Origin of the sequence: Cyanobacterium aponinum PCC 10605 (assembly GCF_000317675.1) — a bacterium.
Classification (GTDB): Bacteria; Cyanobacteriota; Cyanobacteriia; order Cyanobacteriales; family Cyanobacteriaceae; genus PCC-10605.
On the sequence record NC_019776.1, the window covers coordinates 3451311 to 3473383 of the forward strand.

A 22073-nucleotide genomic window follows, 5' to 3' on the forward strand; every position below is an offset into this window, starting at 1 on the left:
TAGGATTATTCTACTGTAACGGATTTCGCCAAATTACGAGGTTGATCCACGTCTAAACCGCGCATGGATGCAATATAATAAGATAACAATTGCAAGGGTATCACCGCCAAGATAGGAGATAAGATTTCATCCACTTCAGGCACAATTAAAGTATCTTGAAACATATCCTCATGATGGTTTTGAGGTAAAACACCGATTAAACGAGCATCCCTTGCCTTCGCTTCCTGAGCATTGGAAATCACCTTCTCATATACACTTCCCCCCATGGCGATCGCAACTACGGGTACATGAGCATCTAAAAGTGCGATCGGACCATGTTTCATTTCACCAGCAGGATAGCCTTCAGCGTGAATATAGCTAATTTCTTTGAGTTTTAACGCACCTTCTAAGGCAATGGGGAAATTGATACCTCTACCGAGGAAGATAAAATCTTTGGTATCAGGAAACTGATGGGCTAAATCTCTGATTTTTGGCTCTTCTGAGTGGATAATCTGCTCGATTTGAGTGGGTAATTGCAGTAATCCTTTTAATATCTCCTCCATGCGTGAAGGAGTAATGGTTTTTCTTCGCCCCGCTAAATCTAAAGCAAGGATATAAAAAGCAATCACTTGAGCCACAAAAGTTTTAGTTGCCGCTACTCCAATCTCGATACCTGCATAAGTGTTAATTACTTGATCTACCATGCCCCCTAACGTACTTTCAGGACGATTTGTAATACCTAAAATACGAGCTTGATAGGTGCGATCGCAACTAGAACGTCTTTGACGCTCCATCTCGAGAGCCGCAATGGTATCAGCCGTTTCTCCTGACTGGGTAACACCGATTGTAATTGTATTACGCATCATTGGGGAAGGGGCATAACGATATTCTGAAGCATATTGGACAAAAGTAGGAATTTGTGCTATTTGTTCTAATAAATATTTACCCACTAAACTTGCGTGCCAAGAAGTACCACAAGCTACAATCTGGATATGTTCTAAATCTTCATAAATTTCAGGCTTGAGATTGAGGGTAATGGGGTTTTCCTCGTCACTGTTTTGGGAATGCCAGTCGGGATTAATGTAGGCTTCTAAACAGGTACGTACTACTGAAGGTTGCTCATGAATTTCTTTGAGCATAAAGTGGCGATAACCTTGTTTTTCAACAGTTACAGGACTCCAATCGAGGGTACGAGGGTTTTTCCGTAAGCGTTTGCCTGTAAAGTCGTAAATTTCTACCCCTAACGGCGTTAAACGGGCAATTTCCCCATTATCTAAGGATAAAACCGTGTTGGTGTGATGCACAAGGGCTGTAACGTCGGAAGCACAGAAAAATTCTCCCTGCCCAAATCCAATGGTTAAAGGTGCGCTTTGACGAGCAACAATTAACTCATCGGGAAAATCTGCACATAACACCCCAATGGCAAAAGCTCCATCTAAACGGGTAACAGCTTTATTCACTGCATCCATAAAAGGATCATTACTTTCAGGGTTATAATATTCGGCAATAAGATGAGGGATAACTTCTGTATCGGTATCCGAAATAAACTCATGTCCTTTACTAATTAATTCCTGCTTCAATTCTTGATAGTTTTCGACAATGCCATTTTGCACCACTGCGAATCTACCTTTATTATCTCGGTGGGGATGGGCGTTATATTCCTCTGGTTTACCATGAGTTGCCCATCTTGTATGCCCGATACCAATTTGTGAGATATTGGTTTCTTTTTCTAGTTTTGTGCGGAGGTTATATAGTTTTCCTTTTGCCCTAACAGAATGAATTTCCCCCTCGACAATTGTTGCAACTCCCGCAGAATCATACCCTCTGTATTCTAGTTTTTCTAAACCGCTCACCAAAATTTCGATCGCGCCTTGTGTTCCTATATAACCAACAATTCCACACATAACTTTATCCCAATAATCTTAATTTTGATACATTATAAGCATAAAAAATTGACTATAACTCATTAATCCAAAACATTTTTGTTTAAAATTTAGTTCTTTTGCTTTCGGTTGCTCTCTTGGTAAAGTCATTAATTATTTTACTTAATTATTTAAATCAACTTTAATGGGACATTTAACAAAATGAAATATTAATTATACAAAACAGTGTATAATTTTTTATTATGACTCAATAATGCTCATGAATAAAAGTCAAAAAATCCAAGAAATAATCTCTCTGCGTCAACCTCTCGCTCAAAAATTGACAACAGTAGAAGAAAACCTGAATCACTTACAGATTACTTGGCATAAACTCGAAGATTATCGTAATCAGTTACAATTCAAAACCCAAGACGAAAAGGTATTGAGTAAATTACAAGAAATCAATTTCAGTGACTCCAAAACAAAAATACTGGAATTGTTAGAAAAACTCAGTAAACTATCTAGTCGTTTTCAAAGAGAAACTCTCAATATAGGGGTAGTAGGACGTGCTAGACAAGGTAAAAGTCGATTATTACAAAGTATCACGGGTTTAGTCTCAGGAGAAATACCCGATGGCGATCGCCAACATTGTACAGGTGTTCGTAGTACTATTCATCATAATCCCCATGTGGAAACCTACGGCGAAGTATGGTTTTATACAGAACGCAGTTTTCTTCACGAAATTATCTATCCTTACTATACAACCTTAGATTTAGGAAAAAGTCCCATTTCCATTCAAGATTTTGCCAATAATCCCTTACCGACACTGAGATTAGAAGGCTCTGAAAATCAAGCTAAATACGAACACTTAAAACGTTATCACATCCATTTTTCCGAGTATAGTCATCTCTTAAAATCCCCTTCTCCTCGCAATATCCGTCAAGAGGAAATTCGCCAATATGTAGCCCAAGATGACGAAAACGGAGAGCGTATTTATTTCAACTATTTAGCTGTTAAAGAAGTCAAAATAGTTTGTCAATTTCCTAACAAAGAAGTAGGGCAAATTGCCGTAGTGGATATGCCGGGGTTAGGAGATACTGGCATTGGTGATGAAACAAGAATGATTCAAACTTTAGCTGAAGACGTAGATTTTGTCTTGTTTGTGAAAATGCCTAAACCTTCGGGAGATTATTGGGCGGATGTGGATGTTAAACTTTACGATACTGTCAATGCTTCTTTAGTTGATTTGCCCGTAAAATTATGGTCATTTATGGTGTTAAATCAAACTAATAAGGATTCAAAGTATGGTGATAATTCCGCTAACTGCCAAGATTTAATTGAATCCATGACAGAAAAACACATTCACGTTAGTGATTATATCATTGCCAACTGTGCGAATCCTGAAGAAGTAAACGAGAAAATTTTAGAAAAAACTCTTGATTATTTAAGTAACAATATTAACCAGTTAGATCAAAAATACGTCACAGTTTTTTATGATCAACTAGCTGATTTACAGTTAACAATTAAAGGAGAATTACAGAAAGCAAAACAGACATTAAATAAAGTTGACAGTGTTGAATCTGAGTCAAAATTTGATGATCTTTTTTATGATTTTTGGGATAACATAACCAATGATTTAACTGATTTGTTAGAGGTTTTGAGAGAAAAAAGAAATGATCAAGATGATTATTTTAAAGAACAAGTAGAAGCTGTTTTTCAAGAGTGCCAAAAAGATCAAAGTATCTTTCCTAGTTTAGAAGAAATAAAACGGAGAAAAAATAAAGAAGGGGATTATGCCCGTGCCTATGGTTACTATATTGATGAGGTTAGAACTGGTTTGTCTCGTCGTTTTCTTAACTTAGATGATGGGTTAAAAAAATCCATTGAAGAATTAAAAATAGAAATAACAAATTTGTTAGCTGATAAATGTAATTTAAAGGGGTTAAGTTCTCATCGTGGTAGTAAATTTTTAGCAGATATTGCACATTTAATTCCTCAAGAATCTTCAACTTTACATGAAGGTTTTACTGTTCTGGCTAATTTTGAGTTATCTTATCGAGGTTTAATTCAATACCATATTCGAGGAAATTTGGATAATTTAAAACAGGATAATAGTCCTTTACCAAAAGGAGGAAAAGAGCAAGATGTTTTAGATAATCTGCAAGAACTATACAAAGAAACAGTTTATCAGTGTAAAAACGCTCTTGATAATAATTTTTTAAGAGTACCAAGTCAAGCGGCTTTTGCCATCGTGGAGGAATTTGTTGATTTAGTTTTGAGAAGTAAAGATGCTCAAAGACAATGGCGTAAGTTTTTATTGACTTACAGAGCGGATATTTGGACTGATACGTTTCAAATTTTGGGAGATAATACCCGTTTACGTCAACAGTGGATTCAATTAATAGAAGAAACAGAAAGTATCAATTCTTCTTTACTTCAATAACTCATGATTAATTAAGGAACAAAAATTATGCTTTCAAGAATATTGCAACCCCTAATCAAAAAACAGACTCTTAAAGTAACAATGCTAGGTCATGCGGGAGTGGGAAAAACAAGTCTTTTATGTGCCATGTATGATCAGTTTGACCAGATTATTGGGAAAACTAATTTACAATTAACTCCTGATGATGATACCAAAACTATTTTAGATCAACGTTTAAAGCAATTAAAAGAATCCGCCCAACAAAATAGCATTAAAATTAGAGGAGGATTAGAATCCACCACAACAGCAAGAACCTATAATTTCGATTTGGGAAAAACAGGAGTTACTCCTTCCATTGAGTTGCAATTTCAAGACTATCCTGGTGACTATTGTGTAAATGAAAATTTACAGGAAGTAGAAAAATTTATCAAGGAATCTGTAGCTATTATTATTGCCATCGATACTCCTGCTTTAATAGAAAATAATAGTCAATGGCATGAGGAATTAAATCAACCTCAAGTTATTTATGATTTATTTAAAAGTAGTTTTGCCGATCTTGATTCCCCTAAATTGGTAATTTTTGCTCCTGTTAAATGTGAAAAATATTTACGGGAAAGCACGGGAGAAAATCAATTAGTAACAACTATACAAGAAAAATATAGCAACTTGCTCAGTTTTTTCCGTAGTGATGCTCTCGTTCCTCATGTTGCAGTAGTGATGACTCCCGTAGAAACATTGGGTAGTGTTGATTTTTCTAGGGTAGAAGAAGATCAAAATCATCAACCCATTTTCTATTTTCGGAAGCCTAATCCCAACCTTTTTTATGAGCCAAAAAATAGTGATCAACCCCTTCGTTATTTACTCAGATTTTTATTAAAACTTCACCTACAAAAACGTAAAATGTCTTTTCTCGAATTAATTTTTATGATGCTCGATCGAGACAAAACTTTTCTCAATGCCATGAGTGAATTTTCTAACGGGTGTAGAAATAATGGAGCATTTACCATTTTTCAAGGAGCAAACTTATTAACCATTAATTAAATCATAAATTAAATATTATGAGCAAAATTTTTATTGAAACTCGTGGAACATCTGAAGTTTATAACTGGTTTGATGCTTTAGAAAGTAATAAAAAACAATTACCTCAACTGCCTGAATTAGTAAAAAAATTGGCAGACACTGAATTCGAATCTCTAGTTTTATATCGTGAATCAAGGCAATTAATTCTGGCAATAACTGCTTTAAAAAGCGGTAGAATTGATAACCGTACTCGTCCAATTCGTAATTCTTTAATTTGGATTGACGATAATGATGAAGAAGCTAAAATCAGGGCGATTATTTATGAATACTTAACAGCTAAAGATGGATTAGAAAAAGATATTGCTGACGCCATTACGGAGACACCAGAAATTAAAATTGATTACCAAAAAATTGAGAGTATTGGTAATAATAATCTTGAAAGTAATGCTTTAAATTCTGCAAGGTTGATTTATAAAATTGGTAATTTAGACAAATATAAACAAGAATTAATTGATGAGATAAAAAGCTGTAGCTTACCGAAGGAAAAGGGTTTATTAGTGTTTATTACTAACAGCAAATCACAAAAAACTTTTGAGGAAGCAAAGCCGTGGCGTGGATTATCTAATAATATTTCTAGTGAAGGATGGATTATTTTAGAAAATAAAAATAAAAAACCTGTAGTAAATGAAAAAAAGACGAAAAAACAGACTTCTCAAATATCAACAAAATCATTTACGGATTCGGAGAAATCATTGACGAAATCCAACAAAACGGAAAGAACACTATTAAATATATTCTCGATAATTTTGGTCCTCCTTCTAGTAAGTAATGCCTTTTTACTTTATAAAATTAATGAACTAGAAAAAAAAATCAATCAAATTGAAAATTTACAGTCAGTAATTGATAAATCCAAAACAGATGTGGAAAAACTAACAACCAATTTAGAAAATGATATTGTTACCGCAAAAGATAAATTTGAGAAGGCATTTATGGAAGCACAAAAACAATTTAATGACGATATTTTTAAAGCTACCTCTAAATACGAAACAGAGATGGCAAAAGTACAACAACGCTTGAGTGATAGTATTGAAAGAATTAATTAAACTGGCTGTTTGTACTATTATTCTGTGGGGCATTATTGAGATCGAGGATTTTTTTGACAATTTAAAAATCTTGAACTCCTTGAGGATTAACTGCCCCTTCTGGATTTAAAAATAGATTCCCGGCACTGTCATTCTGATAAATACAGTCGATTTTGGGAGAGCTTTCTAATGTACCAGTGAAACCAAAAGTATTCATTCTATTTTTACACTGTCTCACATCATTATCACTGACTAAGCGTCTTTGCTCTAAAATAGACCAGTTATTTCTTTTCAAAACACACCCCGGACGCATATTAGGTTGAGTTACATACACATTAAAGGGATTTAGAGTGACAAATACCCTTAAATCAGAAACAATGGCACTTGCTCCAAATTGTACACAAATTTCGGGATTCGGAGCGCTGCGATCGATCACCTCCCTTGATGCTACATTTTGAGTACTTATAGTTTGGCCAGAACTTAAGGCAATACCAACTCCTACCCCCAATATAAAGATACCTGCACAGATAGCGGCAAGAGTATAGTTAATATTTTCCAAAGGAGATGATTTTGTACTTTTACGGCTTGGGGGTTCAGAATAACGGGAATAGGAAGATTTTGGTCTGCGGTTCATACCTTGTATGTTAAAGTTTTATACTTCTAGTCATGATAACTTATTCCTTTTCCATTCTAAAACCATTACCAGTTATAAACTATTCACCATTAAGAGCTTGCTAAACAAATAAATATTAAAATCTAAAGTGATACAAATTTCAAAAGATGTATAAAATTAAGACTGTAAAAGTATTTTTTATTTATTATTAATTAGTTGTTGTCAAGAATTTAAGAGTAATGGAATGACCGCACAAGAACCACTAATAGAATTAAGAGGAGTTAGCAAGGCTTTCGGGAATAAAGTTATTCTCAAAGATGCCGATTTGAAAATTTACGAGGGAGATGCTTTAGTGGTAATTGGCCCTAGTGGCACGGGCAAGTCAACCATCTTAAGATTAATCGCAGGTTTTATGCAACCCGATGCGGGAGAGATTTATATTAAAGGGGAAAAGAGAGTCAGTTTAATTGATGATGGGGATTATCCTATTCATATAAGCATGGTTTTCCAACAAGCCGCCCTTTTTGATTCTTTGAGTGTAAGAGAAAATGTCGGTTTTTCCCTTTATCAACATTCTGACCTTGATTATGACTATATCAGTCAATTGGTCGATCGAGCTTTAGAAATGGTGGGTTTACCTCCTTCTACGGGGAATCTCTTTCCAGCAGAATTGTCGGGGGGAATGCGTAAAAGAGTTAGTTTTGCGAGGGCTGTTATTTACAATCCAGAAAAACCCTTTGAAAGACCTGACGTGATCTTGTATGATGAGCCTACTGCAGGATTAGATCCTATTGCTTCAACGGTGGTAGAAGATCTTGTGCGTACTCTTAAAAGTAGTGTTTGTGAATCTTGTGCTTATGTCATGGTTTCTCACCAAGAAAGTACGATTCGCAGAACAGGCGATCGCCTCGCTTTCCTATATGATGGTAAAATTCAATGGCAAGGTAATGTCAAAGACATTGATACTACCGAGAATCCTTTAGTACGTCAGTTTTTTAGTGCTAACACACAAGGACCGATTAAAGTTATTAGTCAATAAATTGGGGGTTATTAATGATTCGTTCAAGGTTAATGAGAGAAGGTTCTGTGGGCTTGTTTTTATTGCTCGGTTTACTGGTTTTTGGGGGTATAGTTTTTTTCTTGAAAAAAGATCAATTAAGGGGCAGTAATTATCAAATAAAATTGATGTTTGAAAATGCTGGAGGTTTAAGGGAAGGTGCAAGGGTCTTTTTTCGGGGAGTAGCAGTGGGGCGAGTGGCTTCGATTCAGCCCACAAGTAATGGGGTGGAAGTGTGGACGGAAATTAATAATAAATTACCCATCCCCAGAGATGTAATTGTTTCTACTACTCGCTCTGGTTTATTGGGAGAAGTGAGTGTTAATATTATTCCTCAAGGGGTTTTAAGCAACGTAGGAGAAGATATTAATCCTTTAGGAAAAGAATGTGAGCAAAAACAGTTGATATTGTGTAATAACGAGAAAATACCCGCTCAAGCTAGTCCTGATTTGATCGAAAGTTTAGCTCGATTGGCAGATAGTTTTGATGATGAAACTTTTTTTGAGAATCTGAATACTGCTGTTGATAATACCAACAAAGCTACAGAGCAGTTTATTGTTTTAACTCAAGAAGTTACAGGAGTTACTAACAGAGTTCAAAAAGAAATGGATACTATCTCGAATACTTTTACCAGTATTGGAAGGACTGCCGATAGCTTATCAAACACCGCCAATACTTTGTCAAATACCGCTAATACTGCTACCACTCAAATTGAGAAATTAGGGTCTGAATATACTAATACCGCTATTCAAATTAATCTTTTAGCCTCTAATCTTAATCAAATTATTGCTGATAATAAAACTGATTTTCAAAATGCGATCGCATCCTTGAGTCAAACAGCTACTGATATTAGTCAGGTTGCCCAAACAACTAATAACTTAGTGGCAAAAATAGATGAAAAAGATGTACAAAAAATTACTCAAAACCTAGGCACAACCAGTGAAAACCTTGCTCAAATTAGTAGTGATTTAAAAACCATTGCCGATGAATTAAATAACCCAACAAACCTCGCTACCCTACAACAAACCCTTGACTCTGCTAGAGTTACCTTTGCCAATACCGCTAAAATTACATCAGATATAGATCAATTTACAGGAGATCCCCAATTTAGACGCAATTTAAAGAATTTAGTAGATGGTTTAAGTAATTTGGTTTCTTATACAGATTTATTGGAAAAACAAGTAGAATTAGCCATTTTATTGGAAGAATTAGACAAAGAAACCGCCAAAAGCAGTAAAGATAAATGGGGCATTACTTCCCAGAAACTCCCAAATACCATAGAAACAATAACAAAATAAAAATTAAATTATCAACTAACTAAATTTATCGTGAAACGGGCTTCTAGCCTGTGTGAGTTTCCTGCCAAAAAAAAGGATATTCTTCTGGAGTCTTTGCCAAATTTGCTTTAACAGGATTTAGTTGAATATATTGCCAAGTATTCAAAAATTCCTTTTCATTTCTCATGATGCGATCGAACCTTTCATCTTGCCATACTATACCCTGATGATTCATCACTTTCGGAATTTGTTTGGAACTATAACTCTTAACGCTATGAAGAATACTACTAAGAGACCAATATTCGCCATTAGACTTAGGTAAAGGTTGCATTAACCAGTGAACATGATCTGGCATAATTACTATAGTAAAAGTATGGTATCTTTTATCATTTTGATGGCGACTTTCATCGAAAAATAAACAACAATTTAAAACAATTTCTCTAGCAGAAGGATTTAATTCTAAATGCTGATAAGTATTAAAAGTAATAAAATAAATTGAACCATCTAACTCCCAATGAGGCAAAAATCTTCTTTTAATTTTCAGAGAAGAATCACTCAAATCCATAGATTATCACAAACATTAATTTCCCAATTTTATAATATATAATCCAATTTGTGGAACAGCCTTCTAGGCTGTAACCAATAATAATTTAAGAGACAATTTGTGGAATAGCTTTTTAGGTTATAACCAACACAGGCAGGATATCTGTTTCACGGTTGCTACTACTATTGATTTGGTTTTTACAACAGACAGGATGCCTGTTTCACAATTAGTATTACGATGTTGTGATTGAGAGATGAGCCTAGTTCGCAATACAATAGCAGAATGTGAAAATATTATATTAACTCAAGGATGCGATCGTGACTGAACAGAAAAGCTATAAAGATACAGTAAATTTACCAAAAACAGGCTTTGACATGAGAGCCAATGCCGTTAAAAAAGAGCCAGAATTACAAGAATTTTGGGCAAAAGAGCAAGTTTATGAGAAATTAGCTCAAAATAACCCTAAAGACCTTTTTATCCTTCACGATGGACCTCCTTACGCTAATGGTAGCTTACACATGGGTCATGCCTTAAACAAAGTTCTCAAAGATATTATTAATAAATATAAATTATTACAAGGTCATAAAGTTCGCTATGTACCCGGTTGGGACTGTCATGGTTTGCCGATCGAACTTAAGGTATTACAAAGTTTAAAGCAGAAAGAAAGAGAAGCCTTAACCCCCATTACTCTCCGTCATAAAGCCCGTGATTTCGCCCTTAAAGCCCAACAAGAACAAGCGGAAGGTTTTAAACGCTATGGCGTTTGGGGTGATTGGGAAAACCCCTATTTAACCTTATTACCTGAATACGAAGCCGCCCAAATCGAAGTATTTGGCAAAATGGCATTAAATGGCTATATTTATAGAGGCTTAAAACCAGTTCATTGGAGTCCAAGTTCACAAACCGCCTTAGCAGAAGCGGAGTTAGAATATCCTGAAGGGCATACCTCTCGCAGTATCTACGCTAGTTTTACCTTAACTAAATTAGGGGAAAAGGCTCAATCTTTAGCAGAATTTATGCCTAATCTTGCTGTAGCTATCTGGACGACAACTCCTTGGACAATCCCCGGTAATCTCGCTGTTGCTGTCAATGGACATTTAGATTATGCAGTTGTAGAAATTTCTCCTCGCCTTGTAGGAGAGGGGTTAGGGGTGAGGTATCTCATCGTTGCCAAAGATTTAGTAGAAAGTTTAAGCAATACCCTTGATTGTGAACTAACCATCAAAACCGTTATCAAAGGGGAAGAGTTAGAATTATCCACCTATAAGCATCCCCTCTTTGACAGAGAAAGTCCAGTGGTTATCGGCGGTGATTATATTACCACAGAATCTGGTACAGGTTTAGTACATACTGCCCCCGGTCATGGTTTAGAAGACTATATGACAGGACAAAAATATCACTTACCTATTCTCTCACCAGTGGATGATAAGGGGAATTTTACGGAAGAAGCAGGAGAATTTCAAGGGTTAAATGTCTTAAAAGACGCAAATCAGGCAATTATTGACGCTTTAACCGCAAAAGGTAGCTTATTAAAAGAAGAAGCCTACGCCCATAAATATCCCTACGATTGGCGCACTAAAAAACCAACAATTTTCCGTGCTACAGAACAGTGGTTCGCCTCCGTTGATGGTTTCCGTGACTTGGCATTGAAGGCAATTAAAGAGGTTAAATGGATTCCCTCTCAAGGAGAAAACCGTATTACTCCGATGGTTGCAGATAGAAGCGACTGGTGTATCTCTCGTCAACGCAGTTGGGGCTTACCTATTCCTGTGTTTTACGATGAGGAGACAAATGAACCCTTATTGAATGAGGAGACGATTAACCACGTTAGAGATATTATCAGAGAAAAAGGCTCAGATGCTTGGTGGGAGTTATCTGTGGATGAATTATTACCTGAAAGTTATCGTAACAATGGCAAAACCTACCGTAAAGGTATGGATACTATGGATGTATGGTTCGATTCTGGTTCATCTTGGGCGGCGGTTGCCAATCAACGAGAGGAGTTAAAATACCCCGTGGATTTGTATTTAGAAGGTTCTGATCAACATCGGGGATGGTTTCAGTCGAGCTTATTAACCAGTGTAGCAGTTAACGGTATCGCCCCCTATAAAACCGTCTTAACTCATGGTTTCGTCTTAGATGAAAAGGGCATGAAGATGAGTAAATCATTGGGTAACGTTGTCGATCCCAATCTTATCATCAATGGTGGTAAAAATCAGAAACAACAACCGCCCTACGGTGCTGATGTACTGCGTTTATGGGTGTCTTCTACGGATTACTCTGGGGATGTGCGCATCGGTGATAATATCATCAAACAACTTGCAGATGTTTATCGTAAAATTCGTAATACTGCTCGTTTTTTAATTGGTAATTTACATGATTTTGACCCACAAAAAGATGCAGTTAGTTATGAAGATTTACCAGAATTAGATAAGTATATTCTCCATGAAACCTATTTAGTTTTTAGCGAAATTACGGAAGCCTTCGAGAGTTATCAATTTTTTAAATTCTTCCAGAAAGTACAAAATTTCTGTGTAGTTGATCTCTCTAATTTTTACCTTGATATTGCTAAGGATAGACTATATATTTCTGATCCAAATTCTCCCCGTCGTCGCAGTTGTCAAACTGTCATGGCAATCATTCTCGAAAATCTAGCAAGGGCGATCGCACCTGTTTTATGTCACATGGCAGAGGATATTTGGCAAAATCTCCCCTACGAGAAGCCCTTTAATTCAGTATTTGAAGGCGGTTGGGTCAAACTAGAGTCTAAGTGGGTACAAAGCCCCGAATTTGCTCAAAAATGGGCAGAATTACGCAAGATTCGCACGGGGGTAAACAAGGTTTTAGATACTGCTCGTAATCAAAAGGCGATCGGATCATCCTTAGAAGCTAAAGTGTTAATGTATGACACTACGGGTAAGTTAATGGAAACTTTAACAAGTCTCAATCCTAGTGAGGGTGTGAATGATGGTAACAGAGTTGATGAGTTGCGTTATCTTCTCCTTGTTTCACAGGTAGAATTAGTAACCGATGAATCCGCTTTAAGTGTCAGTCAATATCTTGGTGATATTCAGCTTGAGGAGACTACTTTAAAGGTTGCCGTTGTTAATGCTGATGGTCATAAGTGCGATCGATGCTGGAACTATTCTACTACAGTGGGTACTTTTAGCGATGAACCTTTGATCTGCGATCGATGTAAAGAAGCCTTAACGGGTAATTTCTAATTTATTAGTTAACATGGAGAAATAAACTAACTTAATATTTCTCCATTTATCATGACAAAAATAAGTAAATGTCAGAATATAAATTTACACAATACTTTGAAAATGATGTTTTATTAAAACGTCCTTATCTCAAAAAAGAATGGTGTATTCGTGTTATCCAAAATCCGTTAAAATGTGAACCCCAAGAGAATAATCGATTTCGTTTTTGGGGGATAATTCCAGAATTTGATAATAAAATTTTACGAGTAATAACTTTAGAAAATAAAACAACTATCCATAATGCTTTCCCCGATAGGAGATTTAAACTATGAAAATTAACTATTATTCTGATACCGATTCTTTATATATTCATTTATCAGATCAACCTAGTATTGACAGTCAGGAAATTTCGGAAGGAGTTGTACTTGACTATGATGAGAAGGGTAACTTAGTAGGTATTGACATTGATAATGCTAGTAAAAAAGTTCAATTGAATGAATTAATTTTGAATCAATTACCTTCTAATATTATGAAAGTTCCTGCTTAAATAAAAAATAGAATTTATGAAATCTGATTATATTTTTTTATTTATAATAAATAAGATAAAAAATAATTTTATAATTAGCCGATGAATAATTTATCTCTACCAGAAGTAACTGAAAATCTTGACCAATTAATTGATCAAATTACAGAAACTCATCAACCTGTAATTATCAAGGGAACGAAAAATGAAGTTATTATGATTTCTAGTGAAGATTGGTCTGCGATCGAAGAAACAATCTATCTGAATTCTATTTCAGGTTATGTAGATTCCATAAAAGAAGCAATAGAAAGTCCTAGAGAAGAATGGGTTAATGCTAAAGATTTAGGTTTATAAGAGTGTGGGAAGTAATATTAAGTAAAAAAGCACAAGAAGACTTAGAAAAACTAAAAAATATTGGTCTTTTTGAAAAAATTAAACAACTAATTGCTATTTTAAGAGAAAATCCTTTTCTTAATCCCCCTTCTTATGAAAAATTAGTAGGTAATTTGAAAGGTTGTTATTCTCGCAGAATTAATCTTAAACATAGATTAGTTTATCGTGTTATTAGAGAAACAAAAACAGTTGAAATTCTAAGAATGTGGTCACATTACGAATAAACCCATTGTTATTGTAAAAGATGGATTTCTTTTTATAACGAGTATCCAAATTAGATATTAAAACAAAATACATAATTAACTTATTTACTAATTCTCAACTCCTATGGTAGTCTAACAATAATTACCGTTGTATCCAATCTATTCGCGATCGCTTCTGGTATATTACCTTTATATGCTTGTTTTAAAAGACTATCTCGGGAAGCACCTAGAATTACCAGTTGAGAATTATGTACTTCTGCTACCTGAATGATAGCCGAAACAATCGATGTAGAAGCAAGGGGTAAAACATGAATTTCTGTATCAATAGATTTTTGTAACTGTCTAGCCGCACTTTGTAGGTAACGTAAATTGATATTAGTTTTTTCGGGAGAGTGAACTTTTGTTAACCAGACAGTAGGTAAAGTTTTTCTGTCATAAATATTCATTAATGCAGGGACTAATTTTAACCCCTCTTGCACATTAGGACCTCCCCCCATAGGTAAGACAAACCCCCCCGAATCAGGAGAAGCATAGGGATAATACTGTTGTTTTTTGCCCAATTTAACCAGAATTAACTCACATTCAGCTTTATTAATCAGGCTATCAATCATACGAGAGAAAATAAACTCCTGCCCATGATGATTTTGCTTCCATCCCATTAGCAAAATATTGATATGTTTATGTTTAATAATGTCTAATACTACTCCACTGCGATAATGAGCCACAACAATACGAGTATGGATAGGAATTTTCTTTTTTCGCCCCATTCTTTCGAGGGTGTGCATTAAATGACGAGAGCTTCTAGCATCCACTTTAATCGTACTAGGATCTTGATATTTTGGTACTTTGATCACCTGTACAAATTCTAACTCATAATGACGTTGAGATGCGATCGCACTAGCAATTTTAAATAAAGCCCGAAAATCATCATCGGGGGCGATAGGTACTAAAATACAACCCTTACCCACTGCAGGAGAAGAAGTTTGATAGATAGTATAAAATTTATTTTGTTTTCCCGTTACTTCAGGTTTTAACTCATTAACCTCCGCCCGAATAATATCCGTGCGAGTAATAATTCCCACCAAACGAGTATTTTCTAAAACAGGTAAACGAGATAATTGATAGCGATTGAGTAAATATAAAACATCCGTTAAACTCGCATCTGCATTAATTACCACAGGATTTTTAGTCATAATTTCACCGATGGAAATTTGATTTTTTCCTGCACTAATTTTCACCAAATCAGATTGAGTGACAATACCCACTAACTTACCATCTTGGACCACAGGAAAACCACGATGATGGGAAACACTCATTAACTCTAATAGTTGCGCTACCGTCAAATCAGGAGCAACCGTTTCCACCTGAGATTGCATCACATCCTCAGCAGTTAAATGAGCTAGAAAATTATTTTCTGAAGAATAATCATCTTCTGTTTCTTCCAATTCCATGCCCATATTGCGGAGTAAATAGCGATAAATAGAACCACTTTCAAGGGTTTCGGCACTAATATAAGCAACAGCACAACTAATCATTAAAGGCAATACTAAATTAAAATTAGCATTCAATTCAAACACAATAATAATCGCCGTTACTGGAACTCTTACAACCCCTGTAAATAATGCCCCCATTCCCACCAAAGAAAAAGTAGGAGTTGCCACCGTGCCTGAAATATAACCCTCAAAATCACCAATTAAATAGCCCAAAGCCGAACCCATGATTAACGCAGGGGCAAATAATCCCCCCGGTGCCCCACTACCTGCGGCGATAATGGTAAGAATATAATGGGAGACAAAAACTAAGGCAATCTGTGCCGTTGTCAATTCTCCTCGAATCAAAAACTCTCTAATTCCAGCATTATTCTGAAAAAAAGAGGGTAATAGTGCAATTATTACCCCTGAAATTAATCCTGCTAAACCGATTCTTAAAGCTAAGGGTATTTTTAATGTTTCATTCCAGCGTAAACTTAATAAGACACTGCGATTAAATAATGCCCCCAATATTCCTGCAACAATACCTAGTAATAGATAAAAAGGAATATCCATCGGTAAAAAAACCAAATTATCAATATCAATAATACGGTTTGGTAACTGTAAATTAGATGACTGTAAAATCAGAGAAACTACAGCCCCAGTAAAAGAAGCAACAATGGCCGTTTCAAGGGTTAAATTAGATATATCTCTCATTAACTCCTCTACTACAAACATGACACCAGCAATAGGAGTATTAAAACCTGCCGCTAAACCTGCCGCCGCCCCTGCCGCTATCATCTGACGGCGATGCTCAGGAGAAGTAGGCACATAACGAGTTAATTCCCCTGCTAATGCCGCACCAATATGCACTGTTGGGGCTCGTCTTCCGAGGGTTAATCCTGCTCCTAATACTAGAATTGTACCAACAATCTTGGCAAATGCTACTCGAAAAGACAATGGTACTTTCGCTCTAGCTAAAGCGGCTTTAATTTGTGGTATTCCTCCTCCTGCGGCACTGGGAGAAATCGATTCCACAAAAAAACCTGCCATCCCACCTAAAATTAAACCAAACAGAGGTAATACATAAATTGCTCCCCATTGGTTAACTAGATGTAAGCGATAAGAGCCTAAAAAATTAATGCCTTCTTTTAACAGCAAAGCGGCTAACGCAGAAAAAATACCGATTAAACAAGCCTCCGCTAGGGCATAGCGAGTGGAAATTGCGTTTCGGGCAAAATGTTGAGATTTGAACCAGTTTAGCCCTTGAACTACTGTTTTCAGAAATGGTAAGCTGTCCACGACGGAGATTTATTAATTAGCTATTAGTAATGTTAGGGTATTAGAGAATTGTGAATGATGAATTGTTGCCCAAAACCCAAAAGTTAAAATATATGGACAATATTGAGTTACAAAAAGCGATCGCTGAGTTTAATCAACAAAAATTTTATGATTGTCATGATACCCTAGAAGCGATCTGGATGGAATCGGTTGAACCCGATAAAACATTTTATCAAGGTATTTTACAAGTGGCAGTAGGTTGCTACCATTTAACTAATATTAATTGGAAAGGGGCTGTAATTTTGTTGGGGGAAGGTATCCGTAAATTAAGGGAATATGAGCCTGAATATTTAGATATTAATGTGGATAAATTGGTAGAGGAAAGTTATGATTTATTGTTAGCTTTACAGCAAATTGATCCCGATTCTGTCAGTATTTTTTGTCAAAAATTGCTCAGTCAAGAACTACAAAATAATCTCTCTTTTCCGATAATTAAGACAATTACTTATACTTGATGTGATAAAGCAAGAGGCAAACCCCCCTTTATCCCCTCTCAAGAGGAGGAGGGCAAAGGTGAATAGTTGATAATTAAGAATTTAAGGATTAAGAATTAAAAACCCCTAACACCTACACCTGTATGGGCGAATGGCCATTCGCCCCTACTTCCCTCTCATCACCTTATCCCTAAATATCCCAATACCCCAAACTCTGAACTCCGAACCCTTATCTGATATTCTTAAACCGAACTGAGGTTATTACAATAGAGGTTCTTTAACAAAGCGAATATATAGATGTTTAAAGGTAGATCTTAAAACCCTCGGTAAACCAAAATCAATAGGCATTAATGCGGAGGGTAATTTCCAATCGTTAATTGCCAACTCTTGCGGTTTGAGCAGGGGAAATTCAATGTTTTCTAATTCACTACATAGTCCTAGTCTTTTTTGTGCGTTTAAGGTTGGTACTAACTCTGGCTCGACATTGAGCAAAGATGCGATCGCAACATCTAGGGCAAAAACATCATCAGAAGCCCCTAAAACGCCTAATTCTCTGGGTTCACCAGCACTAGGACCATTTCCTTCATGGGCGCTAATACCATCAATAATCGTCAAATTAGGTTGAATTGCCTTGGCTGTTTCTACCAACATCTCTCCAAAACGGTTGACATCTTTTCCTGCTTCCATATGCCACCATGCTTTCATTTTACCCGGTACACAACCAAATAAATTTTTGACCCCCATAGTCATGGTTAACTGCATATGAGATTTAATTTTTGGTAAGTTGATAACTACATCGGCTTCCATTGCTTCTTTTGATAAGCGAAGATGATGAAAGTTCTCATTTTCTACAGGATATTTATGACTATTGAATTCGATAATTGGTAAATTTAACTCTTGACACAAATCTAAGTAACCATTGGCTTTTGCTACCCCTTCTGCACTGCCAAAAGCGGGGCTATCCCCTAAAAATGGTTTTCCTCCTGCCTCCATAACCATTTGAGCAACACAGTAAACAATTTCTTTTCTTGTAGTACATTCTTTAGTTGGACGAGAAGCAGTTAATAAATTGGGTTTAAGCAGGACGCGATCGCCTTTTTTAACGAAAGCTGACATACCACCAAAAGGAGCCAATAAAGATGCTAAAGAGTTACGTAACTCTTGTAATTCATAGGATTGAGCCTTGAGCAAAGAAACTTGAGTCATGATAATTATAATTATTGCAATGATTTTATTCTGAGTTTATGCTAGTCTTAAACCTCTTCTAATTGCCAATTGTCCAAAATATCTTTAAATAAAATTTCTTCCATCCACGTTTTTACCACCACAGTAAGAGGCAAAGCTAATAATAATCCTAATAAACCAAAAACCGTAGCAAAGAAGATTTGAGCAAAAAGAGTCACCGCCGGTAACAAAGAAACCTTATCCGCCATCACTTTTGGAGTTAACCAATAACTTTCAATATTTTGAATAATGAAATACCAAACAATAATTGGAATAATTTGCCAAGGAGAATCAACCACTGCAATGGTGATGGGAAAAACAACACTGAGAGTAGGTCCTATATTGGGGATAAAATTTAATAAACCGGCTAAAAGTGCATGAACTAAAACTAATTTTACCTGTAAAAAAAATAAACCAACCCCACTTAAAACCCCTATGAAGATACAATTAATCAGTATTCCCCCTAACCAATTTACGATCGCAATTTCTGTTTTATTTAAAATTTCATCAATACGATAACGATAAAAAGCAGGAAAAACTTTTAATAAATAACGACGATATTTAAGAGGATTAAGAAGAAAGACAACCGTTAAAACAAAAACAAATATTACCTGAAAAGTAACATTTAAAAAATTAGAAAATAAAGCAATAAAATTATTGATAACTTGGGCTGGTAATAAATTATTATCATTAATTATCTTATTAATATTATTTAAAAAAGTTTCAAAAATTTGATAATTATCTCCCGCCATATTTTCTATTAATTCATTAATCTTAATTGGGACTTTAGGTAAGGCATTAATTAATAACTGAAATTGATCAATAAAAGGAGGAAAAATTAGTAATACTAAAATAAAAATAATAGCAATAAGACTTAAAACAGTTAAATAAACAGATTGATAACGATTCCAACCGATATTTTCTAGCTTTTTTACTAAGCGGTTTAAAGCAACGGCAAAAATTATTGCCGAGAAAACGAGAAGAAGTAAATGGCGAATTTGCCAAAGAATATATAGGGAAATAAGGAAAGCTAAAAATCCCAAAGATTGACCAAAGTTCATATTAATAAGCTAACTATAAGTAGAAGTCACCGAGTTAGGAGTCAGAAGTTAGGGTGTTAGAGTGTAAGATTTCAGGTGTCAGGTTTGACGGTTTTAATTAATTACTAATTACTAATTTTTAATTGCCCTTTTCTTTTATATTTCCTCACCAAGTATATATCAGTTATCAAATGATTGAAACTCTAAATAAAACTTCAGGTTAAAATACTTTAGTATTGGACATACAAATAAAAGCATGAAAGTCGCAAATAATATTACTGAATTGATTGGACGCACTCCCCTAGTGAGGCTTAATCGTATTCCTCAAACAGAAGGTTGTGTGGGAGAAATATTAATAAAATTAGAAGGAATGAATCCCTCCGCCTCTGTTAAAGACAGAATTGGGGTAAATATGATTAATGAAGCCGAAAAACAAGGATTAATTCAACCTGGAAAAACTACTTTAGTTGAACCCACCTCAGGTAATACGGGTGTAGCTTTAGCGATGGCGGCGGCGGCAAAAGGATATAAGTTGATTTTAACGATGCCTGAAACCATGAGTGAGGAAAGACGGGCAATGTTAAGAGCTTATGGTGCAAAATTAGAGTTAACCCCCGGTGTGGAGGGTATGGCAGGTTGTATTGAAAGAGCCCAAGAAATAGCGGAAACTTTACCTAATGCGTATATGTTGCAACAATTTCAAAATCCTGCTAATCCAGCGATTCATCGTCAAACTACCGCCGAAGAAATTTGGGAAGATACAGACGGTAAAATTGATTTTCTTGTGGCTGGAGTAGGCACAGGAGGTACAATTACGGGGGTTAGTGAAGTTATTAAACAGAAAAAACCCGATTTCAAAACCATTGCCATTGAGCCTGTAAATAGCCCTGTATTATCGGGTGGAAAACCTGGACCTCATAAGATACAAGGTATTGGTGCGGGGTTTATTCCTGAAGTGTTAAAAGTTGATTTAATTGATGAAATAATTACAGTTAGTGACGAAGATGCGATCGCATTTGGGCAAAGACTAGCTAAAGAAGAGGGTATATTGTCAGGTATTTCTACAGGGGCGGCGTTAGCAGGGGCGATAAAATTAGCCCAAAGAAAAGAAAATGAGGGTAAATTGATAGTGATGATTCAACCTAGTTTTGGAGAGCGTTATTTAAGCACCCCATTATTCCAAAACCTACCTAATTAATTAATAGAAAGTCAAAAGGGTATTCGTTAAACGATGCACTGGGCAAAGGTGATTTTTCAACACCAACAATTACTCGTTATCCAAGACGGGTTTTTCAACTCATTGTTTTTTGACAAATTTGTTTATGAATTACTACGAAATTTTAGAAATAAAACATAATGCTTCTGCCCAGGAAATCAAACAAGCCTATCGCCGTTTAGCAAAAAAATTTCATCCTGACAGTCAAAATAATAATGCAGATCATGAAAAAATTGTCTCTTTAAATGCCGCTTATGAAATACTTAGTGATCCTGAAAATCGTCATATTTATGATCAAACATTAAAACAAAATCGTGCTGACTCTGTTCAATATCGTCATGGTAAAAGTAATAGTGCTAGTGAATTTTATCGCTATAATAGACAACAGCAAAAAGATACAGAATTTTCTCAATTTCAGTGGTTACAAGAGGTTTATTTCCCTGTAAAAAACTTAATTAATTCGATTGTTTCTCCCTTAGAAATGGAGATTGAAGAATTATCAGCAGATATTTTTGATGATGAGTTAATGTCTTTTTTTATGGAGTATTTAGAAAATTGTCAACAAGCCTGTAATCAAGCACAAAATATATTGACTTCTCAAAAAAATCCTAGTTTATATGCAGGAATAGCGGCAAATCTTTATTATGGCTTAAATCATCTTAATGACGGTTTGGAAGAGTTAAATAGATTTACTCAAACCTATGATGAATCTTATTTACATACAGGGAGAGAATTATTTTACTTAGCGGAGGAAATTAATCAAGTGGCTGAAGAAATGGCAGAAAAATTTATTTAGTCTTTATTTAGTATCAATTTAATAATAGCCAGTAAACTAATACATTTATTAATTAAAAATTTTAAGGAAAATTATAATTTATGGAAAAAAAATTGCCAATATTTAAAACAGGTGATAGAGTAAGAATTATCGCATTACCTCCTTACTTAAAAACAGCTGATCCTATGCCCATGTTACGTCCAAATAGTGCGATCGCACTTGGAGAAGAAGGGATTATCATAAAACAAAATTTTGGTGGTTATTATAGTATTCGTTTCACCCAAGGAGCTTATTTACTAGAATCAAAATATATTGCTTTAGCAGATAATTGAGAATGGAATTATGGATGTTTTTAGATAAATCAAATAATAAATAAGATATGATTTTTTTACTGTG

20 protein-coding genes are annotated in these 22073 nt (G+C 35.3%); 14 read left to right on the forward strand and 6 right to left on the reverse strand.

The features are described 5' to 3' along the window. Window positions 1-5: 5 nt before the first annotated feature. Entirely contained in the window at window positions 6-1883 is a 1878-nt protein-coding gene (gene glmS / locus CYAN10605_RS14440; RefSeq protein ID WP_015220682.1) for a glutamine--fructose-6-phosphate transaminase (isomerizing), read from the reverse strand. A 238-nt stretch (window positions 1884-2121) separates the two neighbouring features. Here glmS and CYAN10605_RS14445 point away from each other — a divergent pair, with 238 nt between their 5' ends. From CYAN10605_RS14445 to CYAN10605_RS14455, 3 genes are read left to right on the forward strand one after another with little or no spacing between them, the layout of a single operon-like run. Next, window positions 2122-4284 (forward strand): GTPase family protein, encoded by a 2163-nt coding sequence (locus tag CYAN10605_RS14445; RefSeq protein ID WP_015220684.1) that lies wholly within the window; start codon window positions 2122-2124, stop codon window positions 4282-4284. Window positions 4285-4311: 27 nt separating this feature from the next. Next, window positions 4312-5304: a TRAFAC clade GTPase domain-containing protein gene (locus CYAN10605_RS14450; protein WP_015220685.1), complete on the forward strand. Its 993-nt coding sequence runs from the start codon at window positions 4312-4314 to the stop codon at window positions 5302-5304. Between the two features lie 17 nt (window positions 5305-5321). Then, window positions 5322-6386: a hypothetical protein gene (locus CYAN10605_RS14455; protein WP_015220686.1), complete on the forward strand. Its 1065-nt coding sequence runs from the start codon at window positions 5322-5324 to the stop codon at window positions 6384-6386. Between the two features lie 61 nt (window positions 6387-6447). On the opposite strand, the gene CYAN10605_RS14460 is transcribed toward CYAN10605_RS14455, so the two are convergent. Continuing rightward, complete coding sequence (locus CYAN10605_RS14460; protein WP_015220687.1) at window positions 6448-6999, reverse strand: DUF3172 domain-containing protein; 552 nt, start codon at window positions 6997-6999, stop codon at window positions 6448-6450. A gap of 223 nt (window positions 7000-7222) precedes the next feature. Between CYAN10605_RS14460 and CYAN10605_RS14465 the strand changes: the two genes are divergently transcribed. Beyond that, entirely contained in the window at window positions 7223-8017 is a 795-nt protein-coding gene (locus CYAN10605_RS14465) for an ABC transporter ATP-binding protein (RefSeq protein ID WP_015220688.1), read from the forward strand. 14 nt (window positions 8018-8031) lie between these two features. Then, the gene (locus CYAN10605_RS14470; protein ID WP_015220689.1) at window positions 8032-9333 is read left to right on the forward strand and encodes an MlaD family protein; all 1302 of its coding nucleotides are present in this window, start codon (window positions 8032-8034) and stop codon (window positions 9331-9333) included. Window positions 9334-9376: 43 nt separating this feature from the next. On the opposite strand, the gene CYAN10605_RS14475 is transcribed toward CYAN10605_RS14470, so the two are convergent. Further along, window positions 9377-9877 carry an REP-associated tyrosine transposase gene (locus CYAN10605_RS14475; protein WP_015220690.1) on the reverse strand — a complete coding sequence of 167 codons (501 nt, stop codon included), beginning with the start codon at window positions 9875-9877 and terminating at the stop codon, window positions 9377-9379. Between the two features lie 296 nt (window positions 9878-10173). Between CYAN10605_RS14475 and ileS the strand changes: the two genes are divergently transcribed. The 5 genes from ileS (at window position 10174) to CYAN10605_RS14500 (ending at window position 14199) form a co-directional block, all read left to right on the forward strand. Beyond that, window positions 10174-13080 (forward strand): isoleucine--tRNA ligase, encoded by a 2907-nt coding sequence (ileS, locus tag CYAN10605_RS14480; RefSeq protein WP_015220691.1) that lies wholly within the window; start codon window positions 10174-10176, stop codon window positions 13078-13080. Between the two features lie 68 nt (window positions 13081-13148). Further along, entirely contained in the window at window positions 13149-13391 is a 243-nt protein-coding gene (locus CYAN10605_RS14485; RefSeq protein WP_015220692.1) for a hypothetical protein, read from the forward strand. Further along, window positions 13388-13606, forward strand: coding sequence for a DUF2283 domain-containing protein (locus tag CYAN10605_RS14490; RefSeq protein WP_015220693.1), 219 nt, complete (start codon window positions 13388-13390; stop codon window positions 13604-13606). Before CYAN10605_RS14485 ends, CYAN10605_RS14490 begins: the two co-directional genes overlap by 4 nt. A gap of 81 nt (window positions 13607-13687) precedes the next feature. Beyond that, a complete protein-coding gene (locus tag CYAN10605_RS14495) occupies window positions 13688-13936 on the forward strand; it encodes a type II toxin-antitoxin system Phd/YefM family antitoxin (protein WP_015220694.1) in 249 nt (82 codons plus the stop codon). Between the two features lie 2 nt (window positions 13937-13938). Continuing rightward, window positions 13939-14199, forward strand: coding sequence for a Txe/YoeB family addiction module toxin (locus tag CYAN10605_RS14500; protein WP_015220695.1), 261 nt, complete (start codon window positions 13939-13941; stop codon window positions 14197-14199). Window positions 14200-14300: 101 nt separating this feature from the next. Here CYAN10605_RS14500 and CYAN10605_RS14505 read toward each other — a convergent pair whose 3' ends face one another. Further along, window positions 14301-16949: a chloride channel protein gene (locus CYAN10605_RS14505; protein ID WP_015220696.1), complete on the reverse strand. Its 2649-nt coding sequence runs from the start codon at window positions 16947-16949 to the stop codon at window positions 14301-14303. Window positions 16950-17041: 92 nt separating this feature from the next. On the opposite strand from CYAN10605_RS14505, the gene CYAN10605_RS14510 reads away from it, so the two are divergent. Further along, the gene (locus CYAN10605_RS14510; protein WP_015220697.1) at window positions 17042-17443 is read left to right on the forward strand and encodes a DUF309 domain-containing protein; all 402 of its coding nucleotides are present in this window, start codon (window positions 17042-17044) and stop codon (window positions 17441-17443) included. Between the two features lie 240 nt (window positions 17444-17683). Here CYAN10605_RS14510 and CYAN10605_RS14515 read toward each other — a convergent pair whose 3' ends face one another. Both CYAN10605_RS14515 and CYAN10605_RS14520 read right to left on the reverse strand, forming a co-directional pair. After that, window positions 17684-18628, reverse strand: coding sequence for an Npun_F2552 family protein (locus CYAN10605_RS14515; protein ID WP_015220698.1), 945 nt, complete (start codon window positions 18626-18628; stop codon window positions 17684-17686). 47 nt (window positions 18629-18675) lie between these two features. Next, window positions 18676-19707 carry an AI-2E family transporter gene (locus CYAN10605_RS14520; protein ID WP_015220699.1) on the reverse strand — a complete coding sequence of 344 codons (1032 nt, stop codon included), beginning with the start codon at window positions 19705-19707 and terminating at the stop codon, window positions 18676-18678. A 235-nt stretch (window positions 19708-19942) separates the two neighbouring features. Here CYAN10605_RS14520 and cysK point away from each other — a divergent pair, with 235 nt between their 5' ends. From cysK to sipA, 3 genes are all read left to right on the forward strand, one after another. Beyond that, the gene (cysK, locus tag CYAN10605_RS14525) at window positions 19943-20884 is read left to right on the forward strand and encodes a cysteine synthase A (protein WP_015220700.1); all 942 of its coding nucleotides are present in this window, start codon (window positions 19943-19945) and stop codon (window positions 20882-20884) included. A gap of 124 nt (window positions 20885-21008) precedes the next feature. Further along, window positions 21009-21698, forward strand: a complete 690-nt coding sequence (locus CYAN10605_RS14530) for a J domain-containing protein (RefSeq protein WP_015220701.1) — start codon at window positions 21009-21011, stop codon at window positions 21696-21698. Between the two features lie 80 nt (window positions 21699-21778). Beyond that, window positions 21779-22009 (forward strand): regulatory protein SipA, encoded by a 231-nt coding sequence (gene sipA / locus CYAN10605_RS14535; protein ID WP_015220702.1) that lies wholly within the window; start codon window positions 21779-21781, stop codon window positions 22007-22009. Window positions 22010-22073: the final 64 nt, after the last annotated feature.